The 20,363-nt window shown below is 64.3% G+C and carries 14 protein-coding genes; 8 read left to right on the top strand and 6 right to left on the bottom strand.

The genetic code is table 11. The annotated features are described in order from the left end of the window. The first annotated feature begins 15 nt into the window (after window positions 1-15). The 4 genes from rplJ to rpoC all read left to right on the top strand — a co-directional run bounded on the left by rplJ (window position 16) and on the right by rpoC (window position 9,836). The gene (gene rplJ, locus OOB33_RS00205; protein ID WP_102769412.1) at window positions 16-537 is read left to right on the top strand and encodes a 50S ribosomal protein L10; all 522 of its coding nucleotides are present in this window, start codon (window positions 16-18) and stop codon (window positions 535-537) included. A gap of 48 nt (window positions 538-585) precedes the next feature. Further along, window positions 586-966 (top strand): 50S ribosomal protein L7/L12, encoded by a 381-nt coding sequence (rplL, locus tag OOB33_RS00200; RefSeq protein WP_102769413.1) that lies wholly within the window; start codon window positions 586-588, stop codon window positions 964-966. A gap of 424 nt (window positions 967-1,390) precedes the next feature. Next, window positions 1,391-5,512, top strand: coding sequence for a DNA-directed RNA polymerase subunit beta (gene rpoB / locus OOB33_RS00195; protein ID WP_102769414.1), 4,122 nt, complete (start codon window positions 1,391-1,393; stop codon window positions 5,510-5,512). A 103-nt stretch (window positions 5,513-5,615) separates the two neighbouring features. Continuing rightward, complete coding sequence (gene rpoC, locus OOB33_RS00190; protein WP_271007192.1) at window positions 5,616-9,836, top strand: DNA-directed RNA polymerase subunit beta'; 4,221 nt, start codon at window positions 5,616-5,618, stop codon at window positions 9,834-9,836. A 772-nt stretch (window positions 9,837-10,608) separates the two neighbouring features. Here the strand turns inward: rpoC and ruvB are convergent. The 4 genes from ruvB to OOB33_RS00170 all read right to left on the bottom strand — a co-directional run bounded on the left by ruvB (window position 10,609) and on the right by OOB33_RS00170 (window position 14,693). After that, window positions 10,609-11,667, bottom strand: coding sequence for a Holliday junction branch migration DNA helicase RuvB (ruvB, locus tag OOB33_RS00185; RefSeq protein ID WP_102769416.1), 1,059 nt, complete (start codon window positions 11,665-11,667; stop codon window positions 10,609-10,611). A 40-nt stretch (window positions 11,668-11,707) separates the two neighbouring features. Continuing rightward, window positions 11,708-12,280, bottom strand: a complete 573-nt coding sequence (gene ruvA, locus OOB33_RS00180) for a Holliday junction branch migration protein RuvA (protein WP_102769417.1) — start codon at window positions 12,278-12,280, stop codon at window positions 11,708-11,710. Window positions 12,281-12,364: 84 nt separating this feature from the next. Continuing rightward, complete coding sequence (locus OOB33_RS00175) at window positions 12,365-13,018, bottom strand: response regulator (RefSeq protein ID WP_102769750.1); 654 nt, start codon at window positions 13,016-13,018, stop codon at window positions 12,365-12,367. Between the two features lie 145 nt (window positions 13,019-13,163). After that, a complete protein-coding gene (locus OOB33_RS00170; RefSeq protein WP_271007191.1) occupies window positions 13,164-14,693 on the bottom strand; it encodes a sensor histidine kinase in 1,530 nt (509 codons plus the stop codon). Window positions 14,694-14,789: 96 nt separating this feature from the next. Between OOB33_RS00170 and OOB33_RS00165 the strand changes: the two genes are divergently transcribed. Together OOB33_RS00165 and ybeY are read left to right on the top strand one after the other, a co-directional pair. Beyond that, on the top strand, window positions 14,790-15,824 hold the full coding sequence (locus OOB33_RS00165) for a PhoH family protein (protein WP_271007190.1): 1,035 nt from the start codon (window positions 14,790-14,792) through the stop codon (window positions 15,822-15,824). Beyond that, on the top strand, window positions 15,821-16,267 hold the full coding sequence (ybeY, locus tag OOB33_RS00160) for an rRNA maturation RNase YbeY (RefSeq protein ID WP_271007189.1): 447 nt from the start codon (window positions 15,821-15,823) through the stop codon (window positions 16,265-16,267). Before OOB33_RS00165 ends, ybeY begins: the two co-directional genes overlap by 4 nt. Window positions 16,268-16,276: 9 nt before the next feature. Here the strand turns inward: ybeY and OOB33_RS00155 are convergent, their stop codons facing one another. Both OOB33_RS00155 and hemB read right to left on the bottom strand, forming a co-directional pair. After that, window positions 16,277-17,377, bottom strand: a complete 1,101-nt coding sequence (locus tag OOB33_RS00155; protein WP_271007188.1) for a magnesium transporter CorA family protein — start codon at window positions 17,375-17,377, stop codon at window positions 16,277-16,279. A gap of 8 nt (window positions 17,378-17,385) precedes the next feature. Further along, window positions 17,386-18,399 carry a porphobilinogen synthase gene (gene hemB / locus OOB33_RS00150; protein WP_271007187.1) on the bottom strand — a complete coding sequence of 338 codons (1,014 nt, stop codon included), beginning with the start codon at window positions 18,397-18,399 and terminating at the stop codon, window positions 17,386-17,388. Window positions 18,400-18,773: 374 nt separating this feature from the next. Here hemB and OOB33_RS00145 point away from each other — a divergent pair, with 374 nt between their 5' ends. Together OOB33_RS00145 and OOB33_RS00140 are read left to right on the top strand one after the other, a co-directional pair. After that, window positions 18,774-19,196, top strand: a complete 423-nt coding sequence (locus tag OOB33_RS00145; protein ID WP_271007186.1) for a CopD family protein — start codon at window positions 18,774-18,776, stop codon at window positions 19,194-19,196. A 14-nt stretch (window positions 19,197-19,210) separates the two neighbouring features. Continuing rightward, window positions 19,211-20,317 carry a VanZ family protein gene (locus tag OOB33_RS00140; protein WP_271007185.1) on the top strand — a complete coding sequence of 369 codons (1,107 nt, stop codon included), beginning with the start codon at window positions 19,211-19,213 and terminating at the stop codon, window positions 20,315-20,317. The last annotated feature ends 46 nt before the right edge of the window (window positions 20,318-20,363 follow it).

Genomic DNA, 20,363 nt, shown 5'->3' with positions numbered 1-20,363 from the left:
TGTGAGGAGTAGACCTTGAGTCTCAATCGCAACGAGAAGGCAACCGTCGTCTCCGAAGTGGCCGCCCAGGCAGCCAAGTCGCAGACCCTGGCGCTGGCCGAGTACCGTGGCCTCACCGTTGAAGCCTTGAACAAGCTGCGCGTCACCGCGCGTGCCCAAGGTGTGTATCTTCACGTGCTGAAGAACACCCTGGCTCGCCGTGCTGTCGCTGGCACCCCGTTCGAAGCTGCTGCGGAGAGCATGGTCGGCCCGCTGATCTACGGTTTTTCCGAGGACGCGGTCGCTGCCGCGAAGGTCATCGCTGACTTCGCCAAGACCAACGACAAGCTCGTCGTCAAGGGTGGCGCCTACGGTGGCAAGGCTCTGGATGCCAACGGCATCAAGGCCCTGGCATCCGTGCCCAGCAAGGAAGTCTTGCTGTCGCAAATCGCTGGCCTGCTGCTGTCGCCGGTGCAACGCACCGCGGCCGTGCTGGCAGCTCTGGCTCAGCAAAAGGGCGGTGGCGCAGAAGCCCCGGCCGAAACTGCTGCAGCCTGAAGCGCGTAGCCCCGTACTCTGCAATCTATCTGTTATTAGGAAACTATCATGGCATTCGATAAAGACGCATTCCTGGCCGCTCTGGACAGCATGACCGTTCTGGAACTGAACGATCTGGTCAAAGCAATTGAAGAGAAGTTCGGCGTGTCCGCCGCTTCGATGGCTGCTCCTGCTGCTGGCGGCGCTGCTGCTGGTGGCGCTGCTGCCGCTGAAGAAAAGACCGAGTTCAACGTCGTGCTGACCGACGCTGGCGCCAACAAGGTGTCCGTCATCAAGGCCGTGCGCGAAATCACCGGTCTGGGTCTGAAGGAAGCCAAGGACCTGGTCGACGGCGCTCCCAAGGCTGTCAAGGAAGGTGTTGCCAAGGCCGACGCCGAAGCCGCCAAGAAGAAGCTGGAAGAAGCTGGCGCCAAGGTCGAAGTCAAGTAATTGGCTTGGGGGTGAGCTGCCTGGCAGCTTCGCTCCCATCGACCCGGCTGCAAGCGGGTCTTGCATGTGCGCTGGCCCCCTGCCTGACGAGGATTGGGGTAGGGCAGCGAACCGCGAGACGGTGGCTTGGAGCCTGAAAGGGGTAGGTCTGAGGACCTCCCCCTTTTGCTGTTTTAGGGGTTAGTCCTGTTGAGAATAGTTGAAAGCTTCGCGCGAGGTATGATGCGCGGTTCTTTCAAGTGTTCTCTGATCCGACTGCAGAGAGCCGGTTTGGTCGGACTTCGGTTCACATGAGCATGTGACCGGGGTTGTCCGCCAGCGGTTGGTAGTGGCCAACCACCAAGCGCGAGCGCAATGCTCGAGTAGCCAGTCGCCGACGAAGCCCGTCCCACGGCCAGGGGTGGGCTCTCGACACGGAGTGTTTATGGCGCAAGCAACCCCCTATAGCTATACCGAGCGCAAGCGGATTCGCAAGAGCTTCGGCAAGCGCGAGAGCGTTCTCAACGTTCCCTATTTGCTCACCATGCAGCGGGAGGCCTATGTCGCCTTCCTTCAGAAGGATCTGCCGCCCACCAAGCGCAAGGCCGAAGGCCTGCAGGCAGCCTTCCTGTCCGCGTTCCCGATTGTTTCGCACAACGGTTTCGTGGAAATGAAATTCCTCGAATACAACATCGCCAAGCCGCCGTTCGACACCCGTGAGTGCCAGCAGCGTGGCCTGACCTATGCAGCCGCCGTGCGCGCGCGTCTGCAGATGATCATTTACGACCGTGAATCGCCCCAGGCGAAGACCGTCAAGGAAATCAAGGAACAAGAGGTCTACATGGGCGAAGTGCCCCTGATGACCGACTACGGTTCCTTCATCGTCAATGGCACCGAGCGTGTCATCGTCTCGCAGCTGCACCGCTCGCCCGGTGTGTTCTTCGAACACGACAAGGGCAAGACCCACTCGTCCGGCAAGCTGCTGTTCTCGGCCCGCATCATTCCTTACCGCGGTTCGTGGCTGGACTTCGAATTCGACGCCAAGGACATCCTGTTCTTCCGCGTTGACCGCCGTCGCAAGATGCCGGTCACCATCCTGCTCAAGGCCATCGGCCTGAACCCCGAGCAGATCCTGGCCCACTTCTTCGTCTTCGACAACTTCCGTCTGATGGACGTGGGTGCGCAGATGGAATTCGTGGCCGATCGCCTGAAGGGCGAAGTCGCTCGCTTCGACATCACCGACAAGAGCGGTGCCGTCATCGTCGAGAAGGACAAGCGCATCACCGCGCGCCACACCCGCCAGCTGGAGCAATCCGGTACCCAGCACGTTACTGTGCCCGAAGACTTCCTGCTCGGCCGCGTGCTGGCCAAGAACATGGTCGACGGCGACACCGGCGAAATCATCGCCAAGGCCAATGACGAGCTGACCGACGCGCTGCTGAAGAAGCTGCGCGCCGCCGGCATCAAGGACGTGCAGTGCCTGTTCACCAATGAACTGGACGAAGGCGCCTACATCAGCCAGACCCTGGCCACCGACGAAACCGTCGACCAGCTGGCTGCCCGCGTCGCCATCTATCGCATGATGCGCCCCGGCGAGCCGCCGACGGAAGACGCCGTCGAGGCCCTGTTCAACCGCCTGTTCTACAACGCCGACACCTACGATCTGTCGCGCGTGGGCCGGATGAAGTTCAACGCCCGTGCTGGCCGCGACACGCCCGAAGGCGCGATGACGCTGTCCAACGAGGACATCCTGGACGTCGTCAAGATCCTGGTCGAGCTGCGCAATGGCCGCGGCGAAGTCGATGACATCGACCACTTGGGCAATCGTCGCGTCCGTTGCGTGGGCGAACTGGCCGAAAACCAGTACCGCTCGGGTCTGGCTCGTATCGAAAAGGCTGTCAAGGAACGTCTGGGCCAGGCCGAGACCGAAGCCCTGATGCCGCATGACCTGATCAACAGCAAGCCGATCTCGGCGGCACTGAAGGAGTTCTTCGGTGCCTCGCAGCTGTCGCAGTTCATGGACCAAACCAACCCGCTGTCGGAAATCACGCACAAGCGTCGTGTCTCCGCACTGGGCCCGGGCGGTCTGACTCGCGAACGTGCCGGCTTCGAAGTCCGGGACGTGCACCCCACCCACTACGGCCGTGTCTGCCCGATCGAAACGCCGGAAGGCCCGAACATCGGTCTGATCAACTCCCTGGCGCTGTACGCTCAGTTGAATGAGTACGGCTTCCTGGAAACGCCGTATCGCCGCGTGGTTGAAGGCAAGGTCACCAAGCAGATCGACTACCTGTCCGCCATCGAGGAAGGCAAGTACGTCATCGCTCAGGCCAATGCTTCGCTGAGCAAGGAAGGCGCGCTGATCGACGAGCTGGTCTCGGCCCGTGAGAACGGCGAATCGGTGCTGACCTCGCCCGAGCGCATCCAGTACATGGACGTGGCGCCTACGCAGATCGTGTCGGTCGCTGCCTCGCTCGTGCCCTTCCTGGAGCACGACGATGCGAACCGTGCACTGATGGGCGCCAATATGCAGCGTCAAGCCGTGCCCATCCTGCGCCCCGAAAAGGCCCTGGTCGGTACCGGTGTCGAGCGCGTGGCGGCCAAGGACTCGGGTACCGTGGTGGCAGCTCGCCGCGGCGGTATCGTGGACTACGTGGACACCAACCGTATCGTGATTCGCGTCAATGACGCGGAGACCGTGGCCGGTGAAGTCGGCGTCGACATCTACAACCTGATCAAGTACCAGCGTTCCAACCAGAACACCAACATTCACCAGCGCCCGATCGTCAAGCGCGGTGACCATGTGGCGGCTGAAGACATCATCGCGGACGGCGCCTCCACCGACATCGGTGAGCTGGCTCTGGGCCAGAACATGCTGGTCGCCTTCATGCCCTGGAACGGCTACAACTTCGAAGACTCGATCCTGATCTCCGAACGCGTGATCGCCGAAGACCGCTACACCTCGATCCACATCGAGGAACTGGTGGTCAACGCGCGTGACACCAAGCTGGGCAGCGAAGAAATCACTCGCGACATTCCCAACCTGTCCGAGCAGCAGCTGGCTCGCCTGGACGAGTCGGGCATCGTCTACGTCGGCGCCGAAGTGAACCCCGGCGACGTGCTGGTCGGCAAGGTCACGCCCAAGGGCGAAACCACGCTGACGCCGGAAGAGAAGCTGCTGCGCGCCATCTTCGGTGAGAAGGCCTCCGACGTGAAGGACACGTCCCTGCGTGTCGACCAAGGCACCTCGGGCACCGTCATCGACGTTCAGGTCTTCACCCGTGAAGGCATCCAGCGTGACAAGCGCGCCCAGCAGATCATCGACGATGAACTGAAGCGTTTCCGCCTGGACCTGAACGACCAGCTGCGTATCGTCGAGGCCGACGCCTTTGACCGTATCGAGAAGCTGCTGATCGGCCGCGTGGCCAACGGCGGCCCGCAGAAGATCGCCAAGGGCACGGTCATCGACAAGGCCTACCTGGCCGGCGTCGACAAGTTCCACTGGTTTGACATCCGTCCTGCCGAGGACGAAGTCGCCAACCAGCTGGAATCGATCAAGAACTCCCTGGAGCAGACCCGTCACAGCTTCGACCTGGGCTTTGAAGAAAAGCGCAAGAAGCTCACGCAAGGCGACGAGCTGCCGGCGGGCGTGCTGAAGATGGTCAAGGTTTACCTGGCCGTCAAGCGCCGCCTGCAGCCTGGCGACAAGATGGCAGGCCGTCACGGCAACAAGGGTGTGGTGTCCAAGATCGCTCCGATCGAAGACATGCCTTACATGGCCGACGGTACGCCGGCTGACATCGTGCTGAACCCGCTGGGCGTGCCCTCGCGGATGAACGTGGGTCAGGTGCTGGAAGTTCACCTGGGCTGGGCCGGCAAGGGCATTGGCCAGCGCATCGGCGACATGCTGCAAGAACACGCCCGCGTGTCCGAGCTGCGTCAGTTCTTCGATGAGCTGTACAACAAATCCGGTGGCAAGCCTGAAGACCTGGATCAGCTGAGCGACGACGAAGTCATCGAAATGGCGCGCAATCTGCGCCACGGTGTGCCTTTCGCCACGCCGGTGTTCGACGGTGCCAAGGAAGATGAAATCCGCGCCATGCTGAAGCTGGCTTACCCGGATGACATCGCCGCCAAGAAGGGCCTGACCGCCACGCGCACCCAGGCTTATCTGTCGGACGGCCGCACCGGCGAGCGCTTCGAGCGCCCGACCACCGTGGGCTACATGCACGTGCTGAAGCTGCACCACTTGGTGGACGACAAGATGCACGCCCGTTCGACCGGCCCGTACAGCCTGGTGACCCAGCAGCCGCTGGGCGGCAAGGCCCAGTTCGGTGGCCAGCGTTTCGGTGAAATGGAAGTGTGGGCGCTGGAAGCTTATGGCGCCTCCTACATCCTGCAGGAAATGCTGACGGTCAAGTCCGACGACGTGAACGGCCGGACCAAGGTCTACGAGAGCATCGTCAAGGGCGAGCACACCATCGAAGCCGGCATGCCGGAATCGTTCAACGTGCTGGTCAAGGAAATCCGTTCGCTCGGTATCGATATTGAGTTGGAGCGCAACTGAGGCAGGGCGGGGTCAGCCCGCCGCGGCGCTTGAAGCGCCCGGCGCGGCCCCTTCTCTTGAGCTGACTGTTTCCGTATCCGACTAAAAAACCAAGGAGTTATGCATGAAAGGCTTGCTGGACCTTTTCAAGCAGTTCACACCCGACGAACATTTCGACGCAATCAAGATCGGGCTCGCATCGCCCGAGAAGATTCGCTCGTGGTCTTTCGGCGAGGTGAAGAAACCTGAGACCATCAACTACCGCACGTTCAAGCCCGAACGCGACGGCCTGTTCTGCGCCAAGATCTTCGGTCCCATCAAGGACTACGAATGCCTGTGCGGCAAGTACAAGCGCCTGAAGCACCGCGGCGTCATCTGCGAGAAGTGCGGCGTTGAAGTCACCCAGACCAAGGTGCGTCGTGACCGCATGGGTCACATCGACCTGGCCGCGCCTTGCGCTCACATCTGGTTCCTGAAGTCCCTGCCTTCGCGCCTGGGCCTGGTGCTGGACATGACCCTGCGCGACATCGAGCGCGTGCTGTACTTCGAAGCGTATGTGATCGTCGATCCGGGCATGACCCCGCTGAAGAAATTCGCGATCATGACCGAGGACGACTACGACGCGAAGCGCGTGGAATTCGGTGACGAGTTCATCGCGCTGATGGGCGCCGAGGGCATCAAGAAGTTGCTGGAAGAGATGGATCTCGACATCGAGATCGACAAGCTCCGCAACGACATGACCGGCTCCGAGCTCAAGGTCAAGAAGAACTCCAAGCGCCTCAAGGTCATGGAAGCCTTCAAGCGTTCGGGCATCAAGCCGAGCTGGATGGTGCTGGAAGTCCTGCCCGTGCTGCCGCCGGACCTGCGTCCGCTGGTGCCGCTGGACGGCGGCCGCTTCGCGACCTCCGACCTGAACGACCTGTATCGCCGCGTCATCAACCGCAACAACCGTCTGGCTCGCCTGCTGGAGCTGAAGGCCCCCGAGATCATCGTGCGCAACGAAAAGCGCATGCTGCAGGAAGCCGTCGACTCGCTGCTGGACAACGGCCGTCGCGGCAAGGCCATGACCGGCGCCAACAAGCGCGCGCTCAAGTCCCTGGCCGACATGATCAAGGGCAAGAGCGGTCGTTTCCGTCAGAACTTGCTGGGTAAGCGCGTCGACTATTCCGGTCGTTCGGTGATTACCGTGGGCCCGACCCTGAAGCTGCATCAGTGTGGTCTGCCCAAGCTGATGGCACTGGAACTGTTCAAGCCCTTCATCTTCTCGCGTCTCGAAGCCATGGGCATCGCGACGACGATCAAGGCCGCCAAGAAGGAAGTCGAATCCGGCACCCCCGTGGTCTGGGACATCCTGGAAGAGGTCATCAAGGAGCACCCGGTTCTGCTGAACCGTGCGCCGACGCTTCACCGCCTGGGCATTCAGGCTTTCGAGCCCGTGCTGATCGAAGGCAAGGCCATCCAGCTGCACCCGCTCGTCTGCTCGGCCTTCAACGCCGACTTCGACGGTGACCAGATGGCTGTTCACGTGCCGCTGTCGATTGAAGCGCAGATGGAAGCCCGCACCCTGATGCTGGCCTCCAACAACGTGCTGTTCCCCGCTTCGGGCGAACCGTCGATCGTGCCGTCACAAGACGTGGTGCTGGGTCTGTACTACGCGACCCGCGAACGCATCAACGGCAAGGGCGAGGGCATGGTGTTCTCGGACATCGCGGAAATGATCCGTGCGCTGGAAAACGGCGCCGTCGAGATCACGGCCAAGGTCAATGTCCGCATGACCCAGTACACCAAGGGCGCGACCCCGGGTGAATGGATCCCCGAGACCAAGCTGGTGAGCACGACTGTCGGTCGCGCGTTGCTGAGCGAAATCCTGCCCAAGGGCCTGCCGTTCTCGAACATCGACAAGGCCCTGAAGAAGAAGGAAATCTCGCGCCTGATCAACACCTCCTTCCGCAAGTGCGGTCTGAAGGAAACCGTGGTGCTGGCCGACAAGCTGCTGCAGTCCGGTTTCAAGTTGGCCACGCGCGCCGGTATCTCGATCGCTGTGGACGACATGCTGGTCCCGCCGCAGAAGCCGGGCCTGATCGAACGCGCCGAGAAGGAAGTCAAGGAGATCGAGCAGCAGTACGTCTCCGGTCTGGTGACCGCGGGCGAGCGCTACAACAAGGTCGTGGACATCTGGGGCAAGACCGGCGACGAAGTCGGCAAGGTCATGATGAGCCAGTTGTCCAAGCAGAAGACCATCGACCGTCATGGCAAGGAAGTGGACGAAGAATCGTTCAATTCCATTTACATGATGGCCGACTCCGGCGCCCGGGGTTCTGCCGCTCAGATTCGCCAGTTGGCAGGTATGCGGGGTCTGATGGCCAAGCCGGACGGCTCCATCATCGAGACGCCGATTACCGCGAACTTCCGCGAAGGCCTGAACGTGTTGCAGTACTTCATCTCCACCCACGGTGCTCGTAAGGGTCTGGCGGATACGGCGCTGAAGACCGCGAACTCGGGTTACCTGACCCGTCGTCTGGTCGACGTGACGCAGGATCTGGTGGTGATCGAGGACGATTGCGGCACCGACAACGGCATCGCCATGCGCGCCCTGGTCGAAGGCGGTGAAGTGATCGAATCGCTGCGCGACCGCATCCTGGGTCGTGTCGCCGCCACCGACGTGCTGCACCCTGAAACCCAGGCCGTGCTGCTGACTGCCGGCACCATGCTGGACGAAGACAACCTCGACGTGTTGGAAGCTGCCGGCGCCGACGAAGTCAAGGTCCGCACCCCGCTGACCTGCGCCACGCGCTACGGTCTGTGCGCCAAGTGCTACGGCCGCGATCTGGGCCGCGGTGGCCTGGTGAACGTGGGCGAAGCGGTGGGCGTGATCGCTGCACAGTCGATCGGTGAGCCGGGTACCCAGCTGACCATGCGTACCTTCCACATCGGTGGTGCGGCATCGCGTGCAGCTGTGGCCTCGAGCGTGGATGCCAAGTCCGACGGTCTGATCGGCTTCAACGCCACCATGCGTTATGTGACCAACGGCAAGGGTGAGTTGGTGGTGATTTCCCGTTCCGGCGAAATCATCATCGCCGACCAGCACGGTCGCGAGCGTGAGCGTCACAAGGTGCCGTACGGTGCGATCCTGAGCATCAAGCCGGATCAAGCCATCAAGGCTGGCACCATTCTGGCCAATTGGGACCCGCTGACCCGCCCCATCATCACCGAGTTCGCCGGTCAGGCGAAGTTCGAGAATGTGGAAGAAGGCGTGACCGTGGCCAAGCAGGTCGACGAAGTGACCGGTCTGTCCACCCTGGTGGTGATCGATCCCAAGCGTCGCGGTGCTGCCAAGGTGGTGCGTCCGCAAGTCAAGCTGCTGGACGCCAACGGCCAGGAAGTGAAGATCCCCGGCACCGACCACTCGGTGACCATCGGCTTCCCGGTCGGTGCGCTGGTGCAGGTGCGTGACGGTCAAGACCTGGCCCCGGGTGAAGTGCTGGCACGTATCCCGATGGAAGGTCAGAAGACCCGTGACATTACCGGCGGTCTGCCGCGTGTGGCCGAGCTGTTCGAAGCCCGTTCACCCAAGGATGTGGGGGTGCTGGCCGAACTGACCGGTACGGTGTCGTTCGGTAAGGAGACCAAGGGCAAGAACCGCCTGGAAATCACCGACCCCGATGGCAAGAAGCACGAAGAGCTGGTGCCCAAGGAAAAGAACATCCTGGTGCACGAAGGCCAGGTGGTGAACCGCGGCGAACTGATCGTGGACGGCGCTGCAGATCCGCAGGACATCCTGCGCCTGCTGGGCATGGAAGAGCTGGCTCGCTACATCGTCGACGAAGTGCAGGACGTGTACCGTTTGCAAGGTGTGAAGATCAACGACAAGCACATCGAGGTGATCGTTCGCCAGATGCTGCGTCGTGTGCAGATCACCAATGCCGGTGACTCCAGCTACATCATCAACGAGCAAGTGGAACGCTCGGAGCTGCTCGATACCAACGATCGTTTGCGCAAGGAAGGCAAGGTTCCGGCCACCTATTCCGACGTGCTGATGGGTATCACCAAGGCTTCGCTGTCGACCGACTCCTTCATCTCGGCCGCTTCCTTCCAGGAAACGACCCGCGTGCTGACCGAGGCTGCCATCATGGGCAAGCGCGACGAGCTGCGTGGCCTGAAGGAAAACGTCATCGTCGGCCGCCTGATCCCCGCAGGTACCGGCATGGCTTTCCACCGCGCCCGTTATGCCAAGGAGAAGATGGACGACGCCGAGCGCCGCGCCATTGCTCAGCAAGAAGCCGAGGAATTGGCGTCTGCACAGATGGCCAGCGTCGACGCAGGCGCCGAGCCGGCTGCCGAGTAAGCCATCCACCGCGTTTGACACCCGGGCGCCCACAGGGGCCCGGATTCAAAACAAAGGCCGCCCGATCGAGAGATCGGGCGGCTTTTTTACATCCGCGACGCTTTGGAGTGTTTGCTTGCTAGAGCGTGTCTTGCTTCATAAAGCAGTGACTCGATTTTCTCGTGAGGCCCTGCAGCCCGTGCCGCCACCGGGCTCATGGTTCCGGGGCCGGCCCTGGCGGGCCGACTTCCCTGCGCTGCTCGCACCTCGGGGCTGGCGCATAACTCACTTCGCTCACTGCGTTCGCTTCGTTCAGACAGAAGCGCCAAGTCAGAACTTGAAGCGCACGAGTACGTGCGCGCCCCGAGGCGCTGCGCTGCTCGGCCCGGCACAAATCGCCCGGCAGCGGCACGGGCTGCAGGGCGCTTGCATCGCGGTCGATGTGCCTCATCAACGGTGGAACACGCCACCCCCGGAGGTGGTTCGGCCCGCCGACGGGCGATTTGTGCGCGGCCGAGGGCGCAGCGGAGCGGCTCTGGCGCGCGTAATCGCGCGCTTCAAGCTCTGACTCGGCGCCACTGTTTGACCACAGTGAGCGCAGCGAACGGAGGGAGTTTGGCGTCGCTGAGCCGCGCAGTAAGCACCGAGGGGAGTCGGCTCGCAGAGCCGACCCGGGAACCATGAGCCCGGCGGCGGGCCGTGCCACCGCAGCGTGAGCGATTGGCTCAACGAGGGGCCGCGATATGCCGCAAGTTGTCGTCCGGCCATCGCCAGCCTTGCGACAAGCGCAAAGTTATTCGTCCCCGAACAACTGCCCGTGTGCTTTCGGTGGGGTCATGCCCAGATGGCGGTAAGCGGCCAGCGTGGCGATGCGGCCGCGTGGGGTGCGTTGCAGAAAGCCCTGCTGGATCAGGTAGGGTTCGATCACGTCTTCGATCGTCCCGCTTTCTTCGCCAATGGCGGCGGCGACGTTGTCGAGCCCCACCGGACCACCGTCGAAGCGGTGGACGATGGCCTCGAGCAGCTTGCGGTCCATCAGGTCAAAGCCTTGCGGGTCCACGTCCAGCATGGCCAGGGCCTTGTCGGCGATGTCCTTGCCGATGTGGCCATTGCCTTTCACCTCTGCATAGTCGCGCACGCGGCGCAGCAGGCGGTTGGCAATGCGCGGGGTGCCACGTGAGCGGCGCGCGATCTCGAGCGCGCCCTCGGCATCGATGGCGCTGTTGAGCAGGGCGGCGGAGCGGGTGACGATGCGTTGCAGCTCGGCCGCGGTGTAAAACTCCAGCCGGGCGACGATGCCGAAGCGGTCACGCAGCGGGTTGGTCAGCATGCCGGCGCGGGTGGTGGCGCCGACCAGGGTGAAGGGCTGCAGGTCCAGCTTGATGGAGCGGGCCGCCGGGCCCTCGCCGATCATGATGTCGATCTGATAGTCCTCCAGTGCGGGGTAGAGGATTTCCTCGACCACGGGCGAGAGCCGGTGGATCTCGTCGATGAAGAGCACATCGTTCTTCTCGAGATTGGTCAGGATGGCGGCCAGATCCTTGGGCTTTTCCAACACCGGCCCCGAGGTCTGGCGCAGGTTCACGCCCAGCTCGGCGGCGATGATGTGGGACAGCGTGGTCTTGCCCAGACCCGGGGGGCCGAAGAGCAGCACGTGATCCAGCGCTTCGTCGCGTTTGCGTGCGGCGCCGATGAAGATCTCCAGCTGTTCGCGCGCCTTGGCCTGGCCCACGTACTCGTCCAGCAGCTTGGGCCGCAGGGCGCGTTCGATGGCTTCTTCGCGCGGCGAGGCCGGCGCCGCGCTGATGACGCGGCTGACTTGGCTGGCGAAATCGTCGGTCTGAATGCTCATGCGAAAGGTCTCCGGCCGCAGCCCATCAACACCTTGATCATCAACGCGACAGCGACTTCAGCGCCTGCTTGATGCCCTCGCTGACGCCCACATCGGGCGGCAACAGCTTGAGCGCGGCGGTGGCTTCCTTCTCGCTGTAGCCCAGGGCGACCAGGGCTTGCAGGATGTCGCCCTGGTTGTCGTTGGCCAGGCTGGCCGGCAGGGCCAGATCGGGGCCCAGCTTTCCCTTGAGTTCCAGCAGCAGGCGCTCGGCCGTTTTCTTGCCGATGCCGGGCACCTTGACCAGGCGGCCGGCCTCCTGCTTGGACACGGCCTGGGCCAACTCGGCGACCGACAGGCCGGACAGCAGGGACAAGGCCATCTTGGGGCCTACACCGCTGATCTTGATCAGCTGCCGGAAGGTGGCACGCTCCTCGGCAGTCAGGAAGCCGAACAGCACATGGGCATCCTCGCGGATGCTCAGGTGCGTCAGCAGGCTGGTGCGCTCGCCCAGGGCGGGCAGGTTGTAGAAGGTGCTCATGGGCACGTCGAGCTCGTAGCCGACCCCTTGCACATCGATGAGAACCTGCGGGGGCGATTTTTCCGCGATGACGCCGCTGAGCTTGCCAATCATGAGCGCGGATTATCCGCGTTTAGCGCGGGTCTGCTGGATGTTCGTCCAGTATTTTGCTGCGCACCTTCGCCGGCGGCGCGCCGCTCAGTTCCGACCGAACAGGCCCAGGCGCTGCGCTTCCAGTGCCGCTTCGGCGCGCGAGGACACATTGAGCTTGCGGTAGATCTGCTTAACGTAATCGGCAATCGTGTGGCGCGACAGGCCCAGTTGCACGCCGATCTCGGGCAGGGTGAAGCCCTTGGCCACACGCAGCAGCACCTCGGTCTCGCGGTCGGTCAGGGAGACTTCATGCAGCACGGCGGCCGCTTGCGGGCGCTTCTGGTTGGCGAAGTGCGAGATCACCTTGCGGGCGATCGAGGGCGACAGCGGCGGCTCGCCCTGGCTCATGCGCTGCAACTGCTCGACCAGCAGCTCGCGCGATTGCTCCTTCAGCAGATAGCCGAAAGCTCCGGCCTGCAGGGCGGGGAACAGGTGCTCGTCGTCGTCGTGGATGGTGACGATGACGGATTGCACCTCGGGCTGCTTCTCGCGCAGCGCGGCAATCACATCGACGCCCGAGCCATCGGGCAGGCCCAGGTCCAGCAGGGCGAGGTTGAAACGTTGGCTGTTGACCAAGGCCAGCGCATCCTGCACGCGGGAGCACTCGGTGATCTGGGCATTGGCGAACACCTGTTTCACCAGCGCCTTCAACCAGGCGCGGATCTCGGGAATGTCTTCAAGCAGCAGGATGTGGTCCATGGCGTTCTCGGTCGGCCCTGTGGTCACGCGGTATGCGCGCCTGCAGGGTGGCGTTCAGGGTTGGGCTGGACATGGGTCCAGCGGTATGACAATTTCGGCAATTGCAGCGTCAAACTGAATGATGCGCGGGTTTGGGGTTGAAGGGTCAGAGGGGAATCGTGAGGCGGATCACGGTTCCCCAGCCAGGGCCCGACTCCACCAGACATTGGCCATGCATCTGCTTGGCCCGCGACTTCATGCTGGCCATGCCGTGGCCTCGGTCCAGGCGGCCGTCCAGCTCGGCCGGGATGCCCTGGCCATTGTCCTGAATCACCACCACGAAGTCTCCGTCCTGCACGCTGCAGCTGATGGTGCAGTTGGTGCCGCCGCTGTGCTTGATGATGTTGCTGACCGCCTCGCGGAAGATGCGCGTGGTTTGCACGTAAGCACGCGCCGGCAGGGTGTGGGTGATGTCTTCGGACGGCGACTTCCACTCGGCATTGATATTGGCCTGACCCAGGCGCGACACCACCTCGGCGCGCCAGTCGCCCAGAGCGTCGAGTAGATGCACGGGCTTGCCGGTCAGGCCGCGCACCGACAGGCGCATTTCTTCCAGCGCCTCCCGGGCCAGGCTGGAGATGCGGTCCGACTCGCTGGTGTGCACGATGGTCAGCAGCTTGGCGCCCAGGTCGTCGTGCAGGTCGGCGGCAATGCGCTTGCGCTCGCGCTCGGTGACCTGCTCGAGACGCTGCTCCGCCAGCGCACCGAAATTGCGCTCCATTTCGGTGACCCGCTCCTGCATGCGGTGCTCGAACTGGGCATGTTCCTTCTCGGCCTCCAGGCGGTCCTGGGCGAAGCTCAGCAGGTACTGCAGGCCCAGGGCCAGCAGGCTCAGCGGCAGCAGCAGACCCAGGGCCAAGCCAAGCTCGATGGCTGCCACGCCGGTCAGGGCTGCGGCCGCCGCGCCGGCCAGCAGACCGAGGCCGCAGACGAGCAGCAGAGTCGGTGTGAAGCGGGCCTCCTGCCGACGGCTGGCCGCAGCGTTGCCGCCATCTTTGGCTTCAGCGTCAGGCCGGCGCACGCGCCGCTTCCAGCCGCTGGCCATGGCCAGCAGCGATTGCAGCGCCAGCCAGGTCGGCGCGAACTGGTGCAAAAGGCCGGCCCAGGCCGCCGTGGCCGGGCTGGGGCTGTTCTGCAAGGTGCTGGACAGGGCCGGCAGCAAGAGCATCTGGCCCAGCAGCAGCAGGTCTTGCCACAGCGGCATGGGCAAGGTGCGGCTCAGGAAGAACTTGAGGCTGCACCAGGTGGCCAGGGCCAGCAGGCCCAGGTTCAGGGCCGGCGCCAGCGTGGCGCTGCCGATCGGTCCCACCACGCTCAGCACGGCCGTCAGGGCCAGGCTCAGCATCCACCCGCCCAGACCCAAACCGGCACCGCGCTCATGACCGTGGCGGTAGGCCAGGGTCAACACACTCAAGGCCATCATCAGGAGCATGCCCGCCAGGCCGAAGCTCAGCCCCGCGTGGCCGCTCGATGCCCCGGTGCCCGCGGCCAGCGCGGGGCTGCCGATGAAGCAAAGCGTCAGGCCGGCCAGTCCTCGAAGTGCGGGCTTTGCCGCGAGGCGATGGGAGCAAGGTTCAGAGGCCGCGGCTGCGGCCGCGAGCGGGTGGGGCGTTTCTTCTTGTAACAGGCTCAGCATGGGGCCCGATTGTGCAGGACAGAGGCGTCTCTCCCATGTGCAAGAAGCCCGCGCGACAATGCACTTGTTGCCAAATCCCTAGAAGAAAGTGCCCCTGTGATTCTTCACCACGAGTTTGCCCCGGTCGACAACAAGCGTCTGGCCCATTTGTGCGGCAGCCTGGATGAACATCTGCGCCAGATTGAGCTGGCCCTGGCCGTGCGCATCGGTCGCCAGAACGAGCGTGTGCGCATCGAGGGCCCCAAGGCCGCGGCCGAGCGCGCGCTGCAGCTCTTGCTGGCTTTGTACGAGCGCAGCCGCCGGGCGATTCCGCCCGAGCTGATGCATGTGGCCCTGGCCGAGGCGGTCGCCGAGCTGGGCCCGGCCCGCATGTCCCGGCGCAGCACGGTGAAGCGCGCTGCCGCAGTCTTGCCCCGGGCCGCGCCCAGCGAGATCGTGCTGCGCACCCGGCGCGCCGATCTGGCCGCCCGCACGCCGCGCCAGCATGAATACCTGCACCAGATCCTGAGCCAGGACATCACCCTGGGCCTGGGGCCGGCGGGCACGGGCAAGACCTTTCTGGCCGTGGCCTGTGCCGTCGACGCGCTCGAGCGCAGCACGGTGCAGCGCATCATCCTGACCCGCCCGGCCGTGGAGGCCGGCGAGCGCCTGGGCTTTCTGCCCGGCGACCTGACGCAAAAGGTCGACCCCTATCTGCGCCCGCTCTATGACGCGCTCTACGAGCTGATGGGTTTCGACAAGGTCAGCAAGGCGTTTGAGAAAGGCCAGCTCGAAGTCGCCCCGCTGGCCTTCATGCGCGGCCGCACGCTCAACCATGCCTTCGTCATCCTGGACGAGGCCCAGAACACCACGCCCGAGCAGATGAAGATGTTCCTGACCCGGCTCGGCTTTGGCAGCCGCTGCGTGGTCACCGGCGACACCAGCCAGATCGACCTGCCCAAGGGCGTGAACAGCGGCCTGGTCGAGGCCGAGCAGGTGCTGGCCGGCGTCGAGGGCGTGGCCATGACCCATTTCAGCAGCGCCGATGTGCTGCGCCACCCGCTGGTGGCCCGCATCGTCGATGCCTACGAGGCACACAGCCGTTCAGCGAGCCCGGCCTCGTCCACCAAAACCAAGAAAGCCGCGCCATGAGCCTGCCCGAACTGAGCCTGTCCCTGCAATTTGCCGACCCGCGCCACAAGGCGCTCTTGCCCCGCCACAAGGTGGCGCGCTGGATCCGCAGCGCCCTGGAGCTGCCGGGCGAGATCACCGTGCGCATCGTCGATGCCGAGGAGGGGCAGCAGCTCAACCGCGAGTTCCGCAGCAAGGACTACGCGACCAATGTGCTGACCTTCGACTACAGCCACGAACCCGTGGTGACGGCCGACTTGGTCATTTGCGCCGAAGTGGTGGAGCGCGAGGCGAAAGAAGCCGGCCTCGATCTGGCAGCGCACTACGCCCATATGCTGATGCACGGCACCCTGCATGCCCAGGGTTATGACCACGAAGACGACGACGAGGCCGCCTGCATGGAAGCGCGTGAAAGCGAGCTGATGCAGACCCTCGGTTTTGCCGATCCGTACGCGGCGCGCTGAAACGACGCCTCAGCCGTGGCGCGTGCCCAGGTAGCGCTTGCGCCAGAAGAACAGGCCCAGGCCCAGGCCCACGGCCAGCATCAGGCCGAAGGCGACCCAGAAGCCGGCGGCCTTGTGGATCAGGGGCAGGCCGTCGAAGTTCATGCCGAAGATGCCGGTGATCAGGTTCAGCGGCAGGAAGATGGCGGTCAGCACCGTCAGCGTGCGCATGATGGAGTTGGTGCGGTGGCCCAGGGCCGAGAAGTGCATCTGCACCGCCGACTCGCTGGACGACTCCATGCGCCGCACATGGGCCAGCACCCGCTCGATATGCTCCTGCACATCACGTGAGCGCACCCGCAGCAGCTCGCGCTCGCGTTGTGCCGCTGGCTCCTCAGCCGAGGGCCAATCGTCCAGCACATCGATCCATTCCTGGATGGCGCTGCGCTGGTCCTCGCAGGTGTCCTCCAGCCGGTGCAAGGCGTCGCGCGATTCCAGCAGCAGGGGCCAGTCCTCGAAATGGCTGTTGGCATCCATCAGCGTGCGCTGCAGCGCCGTCATCTGCCGGGTCAGCAGGCGGCGCAGTTCCAGATAGCTGTCCACCATGTGGTTGACCATGCGCAGCATCAGATCGGCCGGGCTGTTGGGCAGGCGGGCGCTGCCACGCAGATCGCGGCCTTCGGCCAGGGCGCCCATCTTGCTGGCGAAGTAGTCGCGCACCAGGCAGTCGGTCGGGTGCACGGTCAGCAGCACCCGGTCGAAGACCGCAAAGCCCACCGGGCTGGTGTCGATGGCCTTGAGCGCCTCATGGGTGCTGTGCAGGGTGCCGTGCTCGGGGTCGGCGAGCAGATGCTCATGGCCGGGCGCAGCGGCCAGGCGCCGAAACACCAAGAGGTCGTACCAGCTGGTGTAGTCGAAATGCGAGGGCAGCTGGTTGTTCAGCAGGTCAGAGACATGCAAGTCCACCAGCTGACCACAGCCCCAGCGCTGTAGGCCTTGCTGGATCTCGCCCAGCTGCAGCTCGAACTCGCGTCGGCCATAGCCCAGCCAGAGGAAGCCATCGGCGGGCAAATCGGCCGGCAGCTGGCTCAGCTCGGTGAACTGGTCGCCGTGGATGTGGAACAGGCGCATCCCAGGGATCAGCCGGCTTTTGCTTGCTTCAGCAGGCGCGCGGCTTCCAGCGCGAAATACGTCAGCACGCCATCAGCGCCGGCGCGCTTGAAGGCCAGCAGGGATTCCATCATCACCGCATCGTGGTCCAGCCAGCCGTTGGTGGCCGCCGCCTTGATCATGGCGTACTCGCCACTGACCTGGTAGGCGAAGGTGGGCACGCGGAACTCGTCCTTCACACGCCGCACGATGTCGAGGTAAGGCATGCCGGGCTTGACCATCACCATGTCGGCGCCTTCGGCCAGATCGAGGCCGACTTCGCGCAGGGCCTCGTCGCTGTTGCCCGGGTCCATCTGGTAGGTCTTCTTGTCGGCCTTGCCGAGGTTGGCGGCCGAGCCCACGGCATCACGGAAGGGACCGTAGAAGGCGCTCGCGTACTTGGCGCTGTAGGCCATGATGCGGGTGTGGATGTGGCCATGGGCTTCCAGCGCCGTGCGGATCGCCCCGATGCGGCCGTCCATCATGTCGCTGGGCGCCACGATGTCCACGCCGGCAGCGGCCTGCACCAGGGCTTGCTGGGCCAGGATCTCAACGGTCTGGTCGTTGAGGATGTAGCCGCGCTCGTCCAGCACGCCGTCCTGGCCGTGGCTGGTAAACGGATCCAGGGCCACATCGGTCAGCACGCCCAGCTCCGGCACTTGTTCTTTCAGTGCTCGCACCACGCGCGGCACCAGGCCGTCGGGGTTGGTGGCTTCGCGGCCGTCAGGGGTCTTGAGCGAGGCATCGATCACCGGGAAGAGCGCCAGCACCGGAATGCCCAGGTCCACACATTCGCGCGCCACGTCGAGCAGACGGTCCAGGCTCAGGCGGGCCACGCCAGGCATGGAGGCCACGGGCTCGACCCGGTTCTCGCCCTCGTGCACAAACACCGGCAGGATCAGATCGCTGGCGCGCACATGGTGCTCGCGGACCAGGGCCCGGGTGAAGGCATCGCGGCGCAGGCGGCGGGGGCGGCTGGCGGGGTAGGGGGCGGGCAGGGACACTGATCAACTCCGGGAGAGAGGGCGTGGCAGGAGGCGGCGCGCGCGCCGGGGCGGGCCGGATCGGCCGCTTCCTCGTTCGCATGCGTGAGGGACTGCGCAATCTACGCGACTTCCCTGATGCGCCCTCCGATGACGCTTATGTTAAAATTCACTTTGAATGATAGCCGCAAGGTGGTCGTTCCCTGCTTTTCCTCCCTGAGCAGGAGCCTTAGCGTGATGACAGCGATAAGGCTTTCCAGCCCCGGCTTTGTGGCCGGGGCCTTTTTTTGCCCGCAAGATCTTCGCGTGGCATTTGCAGCCGGTTTGCAGAGCGGTTTTGCTCCCACCTCAAGCCCGGTTCCTGCCCCGGCGAAAGCGCCCCGCATAATGTGGCGATGCTCTGGATCAAAGCCTTTCACATCGTTTTCGTGGCCAGCTGGTTTGCCGGCTTGTTCTACCTGCCGCGCATCTTCGTCAACCTGGCCATGGTGCCGGCCGACAGCCATGCCGAGCGCGAGCGCCTGCTCCTGATGGCGCGCAAGCTCTACCGCTTCGCCACCTTGCTGATGATCCCGGCGCTGGTCTTGGGCGGCTGGATGTGGGCGCTCAATTTCGCCGGCTTCAACCAGGGCTGGATGCACACCAAGCTGCTCCTGGTGATCGGGGTGATCGGCTATCACCATGTTTGCAAGGCCATCCTGCGCAGCTTTGAGCAGTCGGCCAACCGCCGCAGCCATCGCTGGTTCCGGGTCTTCAACGAGGTGGCCGTGCTGATGTTCATCGCCATCGTCGTGCTGGTGGTCGTCAAGCCCTTCTGAGCCACGGGCTCGCCATGGTGCGCCGCCAAAGCTCTGCCTCCTGGCTGCTGCTGGCTTGCACGGCACTGATCGTCTACGCCAGCCTCTACCCCTTCGGACCCTGGGTCTGGCCGCCTGGCCTGGACGGGCGCGGCATGCTGGGCCTGCCCTGGTCGCGCTATGCCAGCTGGATCGATTTGCAGGCCAATCTGGCGGGCTATCTGCCCTTTGGTTTTCTCTGCTTTGCCGCCGCCATGCGCAGTGGCTGGCGTCTGCGCAGCGGGGTGCTGCTGAGCCTGCTGGCCGGGCCGCTGCTGTCCTACAGCCTCGAGAGCCTGCAGTACTTCCTGCCCAACCGGGTGCCCGCCCTGGGCGATTTTTTGCTTAACAGTGCCGGTGCCTGGCTCGGGGTGGGGCTGGCCTGGCTGCTCTACCGCCTGGGCGGTCTGCGGCGCTGGGAGGATGTGCGCGATTACTGGTTCCAGCCGCACAGTGCCGGTGCGCTGGCGCTGCTGGCGCTCTGGCCCTTGGGCCTGCTGTTCCCGACGCCGGTGCCGCTGGGCCTGGGCCAATGGCTGCCGCGCCTGCAGATGGCGGCGGTCGATCTGTTGGCCGGCACGCCCTGGGCTTTGCAATGGGGCGATGAACTCAGCGAGAGTGCGGCGCGCGCCCTGCCGCCGGGGCTGGAGGCGATTGCCATCGCGCTCGGCGTGCTTGCCCCCACCTTGGTGGCTTTGTCGGTGGCGCGGCCGGGCAAGCGTCGCCTGGCGCTGGGCTTGAGTGCACTGGGCCTGGGCGCGCTGGGCACGGCCATTTCCACCGGCCTCAACTTCGGCCCGCAACATGCCTGGTCCTGGTTGACCCTGGCCAGCGGGCCGGGCTTGCTGGTGGGTGCGCTGCTCGGCATGGCGGCCAGTGCCTTGCCGCGCCGGGTCAATGCGGCCCTGGGCCTGATCGTGCTGAGCAGCTTGATCGCCCTGGTCAGCCAGGCGCCGACCGACCCCTACCTCGAAGAACGCCTGCAGACCTGGGAGCTGGGCCGCTTCATCAATATGTACGGCCTGGCCCAATGGCTGGGCTGGGTCTGGCCGTTTGCGGCCCTGGCCTGGCTGCTGCGCGTGATCGCCCGCCGCGAGTCCTGAAACAAAGGGTGAACCCCAGGGTTTCTTGCCTCGGCTCCCTACAATG

The organism is Paucibacter sp. B51 (assembly GCF_027863535.1).
In the GTDB taxonomy this organism is placed as follows: Bacteria; Pseudomonadota; Gammaproteobacteria; order Burkholderiales; family Burkholderiaceae_C; genus Paucibacter_A; species Paucibacter_A aquatilis.
This window is presented reverse-complemented; position numbering and strand designations above follow the sequence as displayed.

Coding starts and splice junctions, on each gene's coding strand:
- rplL (WP_102769413.1), top strand. CDS start 586: ATGGCATTCGATAAAGACGCATTCCTGGCCGCTCTGGACAGCATGACC.
- rpoB (WP_102769414.1), top strand. CDS start 1,391: ATGGCGCAAGCAACCCCCTATAGCTATACCGAGCGCAAGCGGATTCGC.
- rpoC (WP_271007192.1), top strand. CDS start 5,616: ATGAAAGGCTTGCTGGACCTTTTCAAGCAGTTCACACCCGACGAACAT.
- ruvB (WP_102769416.1), bottom strand. CDS start 11,667: ATGAGCATTCAGACCGACGATTTCGCCAGCCAAGTCAGCCGCGTCATC.
- ruvA (WP_102769417.1), bottom strand. CDS start 12,280: ATGATTGGCAAGCTCAGCGGCGTCATCGCGGAAAAATCGCCCCCGCAG.
- OOB33_RS00175 (WP_102769750.1), bottom strand. CDS start 13,018: ATGGACCACATCCTGCTGCTTGAAGACATTCCCGAGATCCGCGCCTGG.
- OOB33_RS00170 (WP_271007191.1), bottom strand. CDS start 14,693: ATGCTGAGCCTGTTACAAGAAGAAACGCCCCACCCGCTCGCGGCCGCA.
- ybeY (WP_271007189.1), top strand. CDS start 15,821: ATGAGCCTGCCCGAACTGAGCCTGTCCCTGCAATTTGCCGACCCGCGC.
- OOB33_RS00155 (WP_271007188.1), bottom strand. CDS start 17,377: ATGCGCCTGTTCCACATCCACGGCGACCAGTTCACCGAGCTGAGCCAG.
- OOB33_RS00145 (WP_271007186.1), top strand. CDS start 18,774: ATGCTCTGGATCAAAGCCTTTCACATCGTTTTCGTGGCCAGCTGGTTT.
- OOB33_RS00140 (WP_271007185.1), top strand. CDS start 19,211: ATGGTGCGCCGCCAAAGCTCTGCCTCCTGGCTGCTGCTGGCTTGCACG.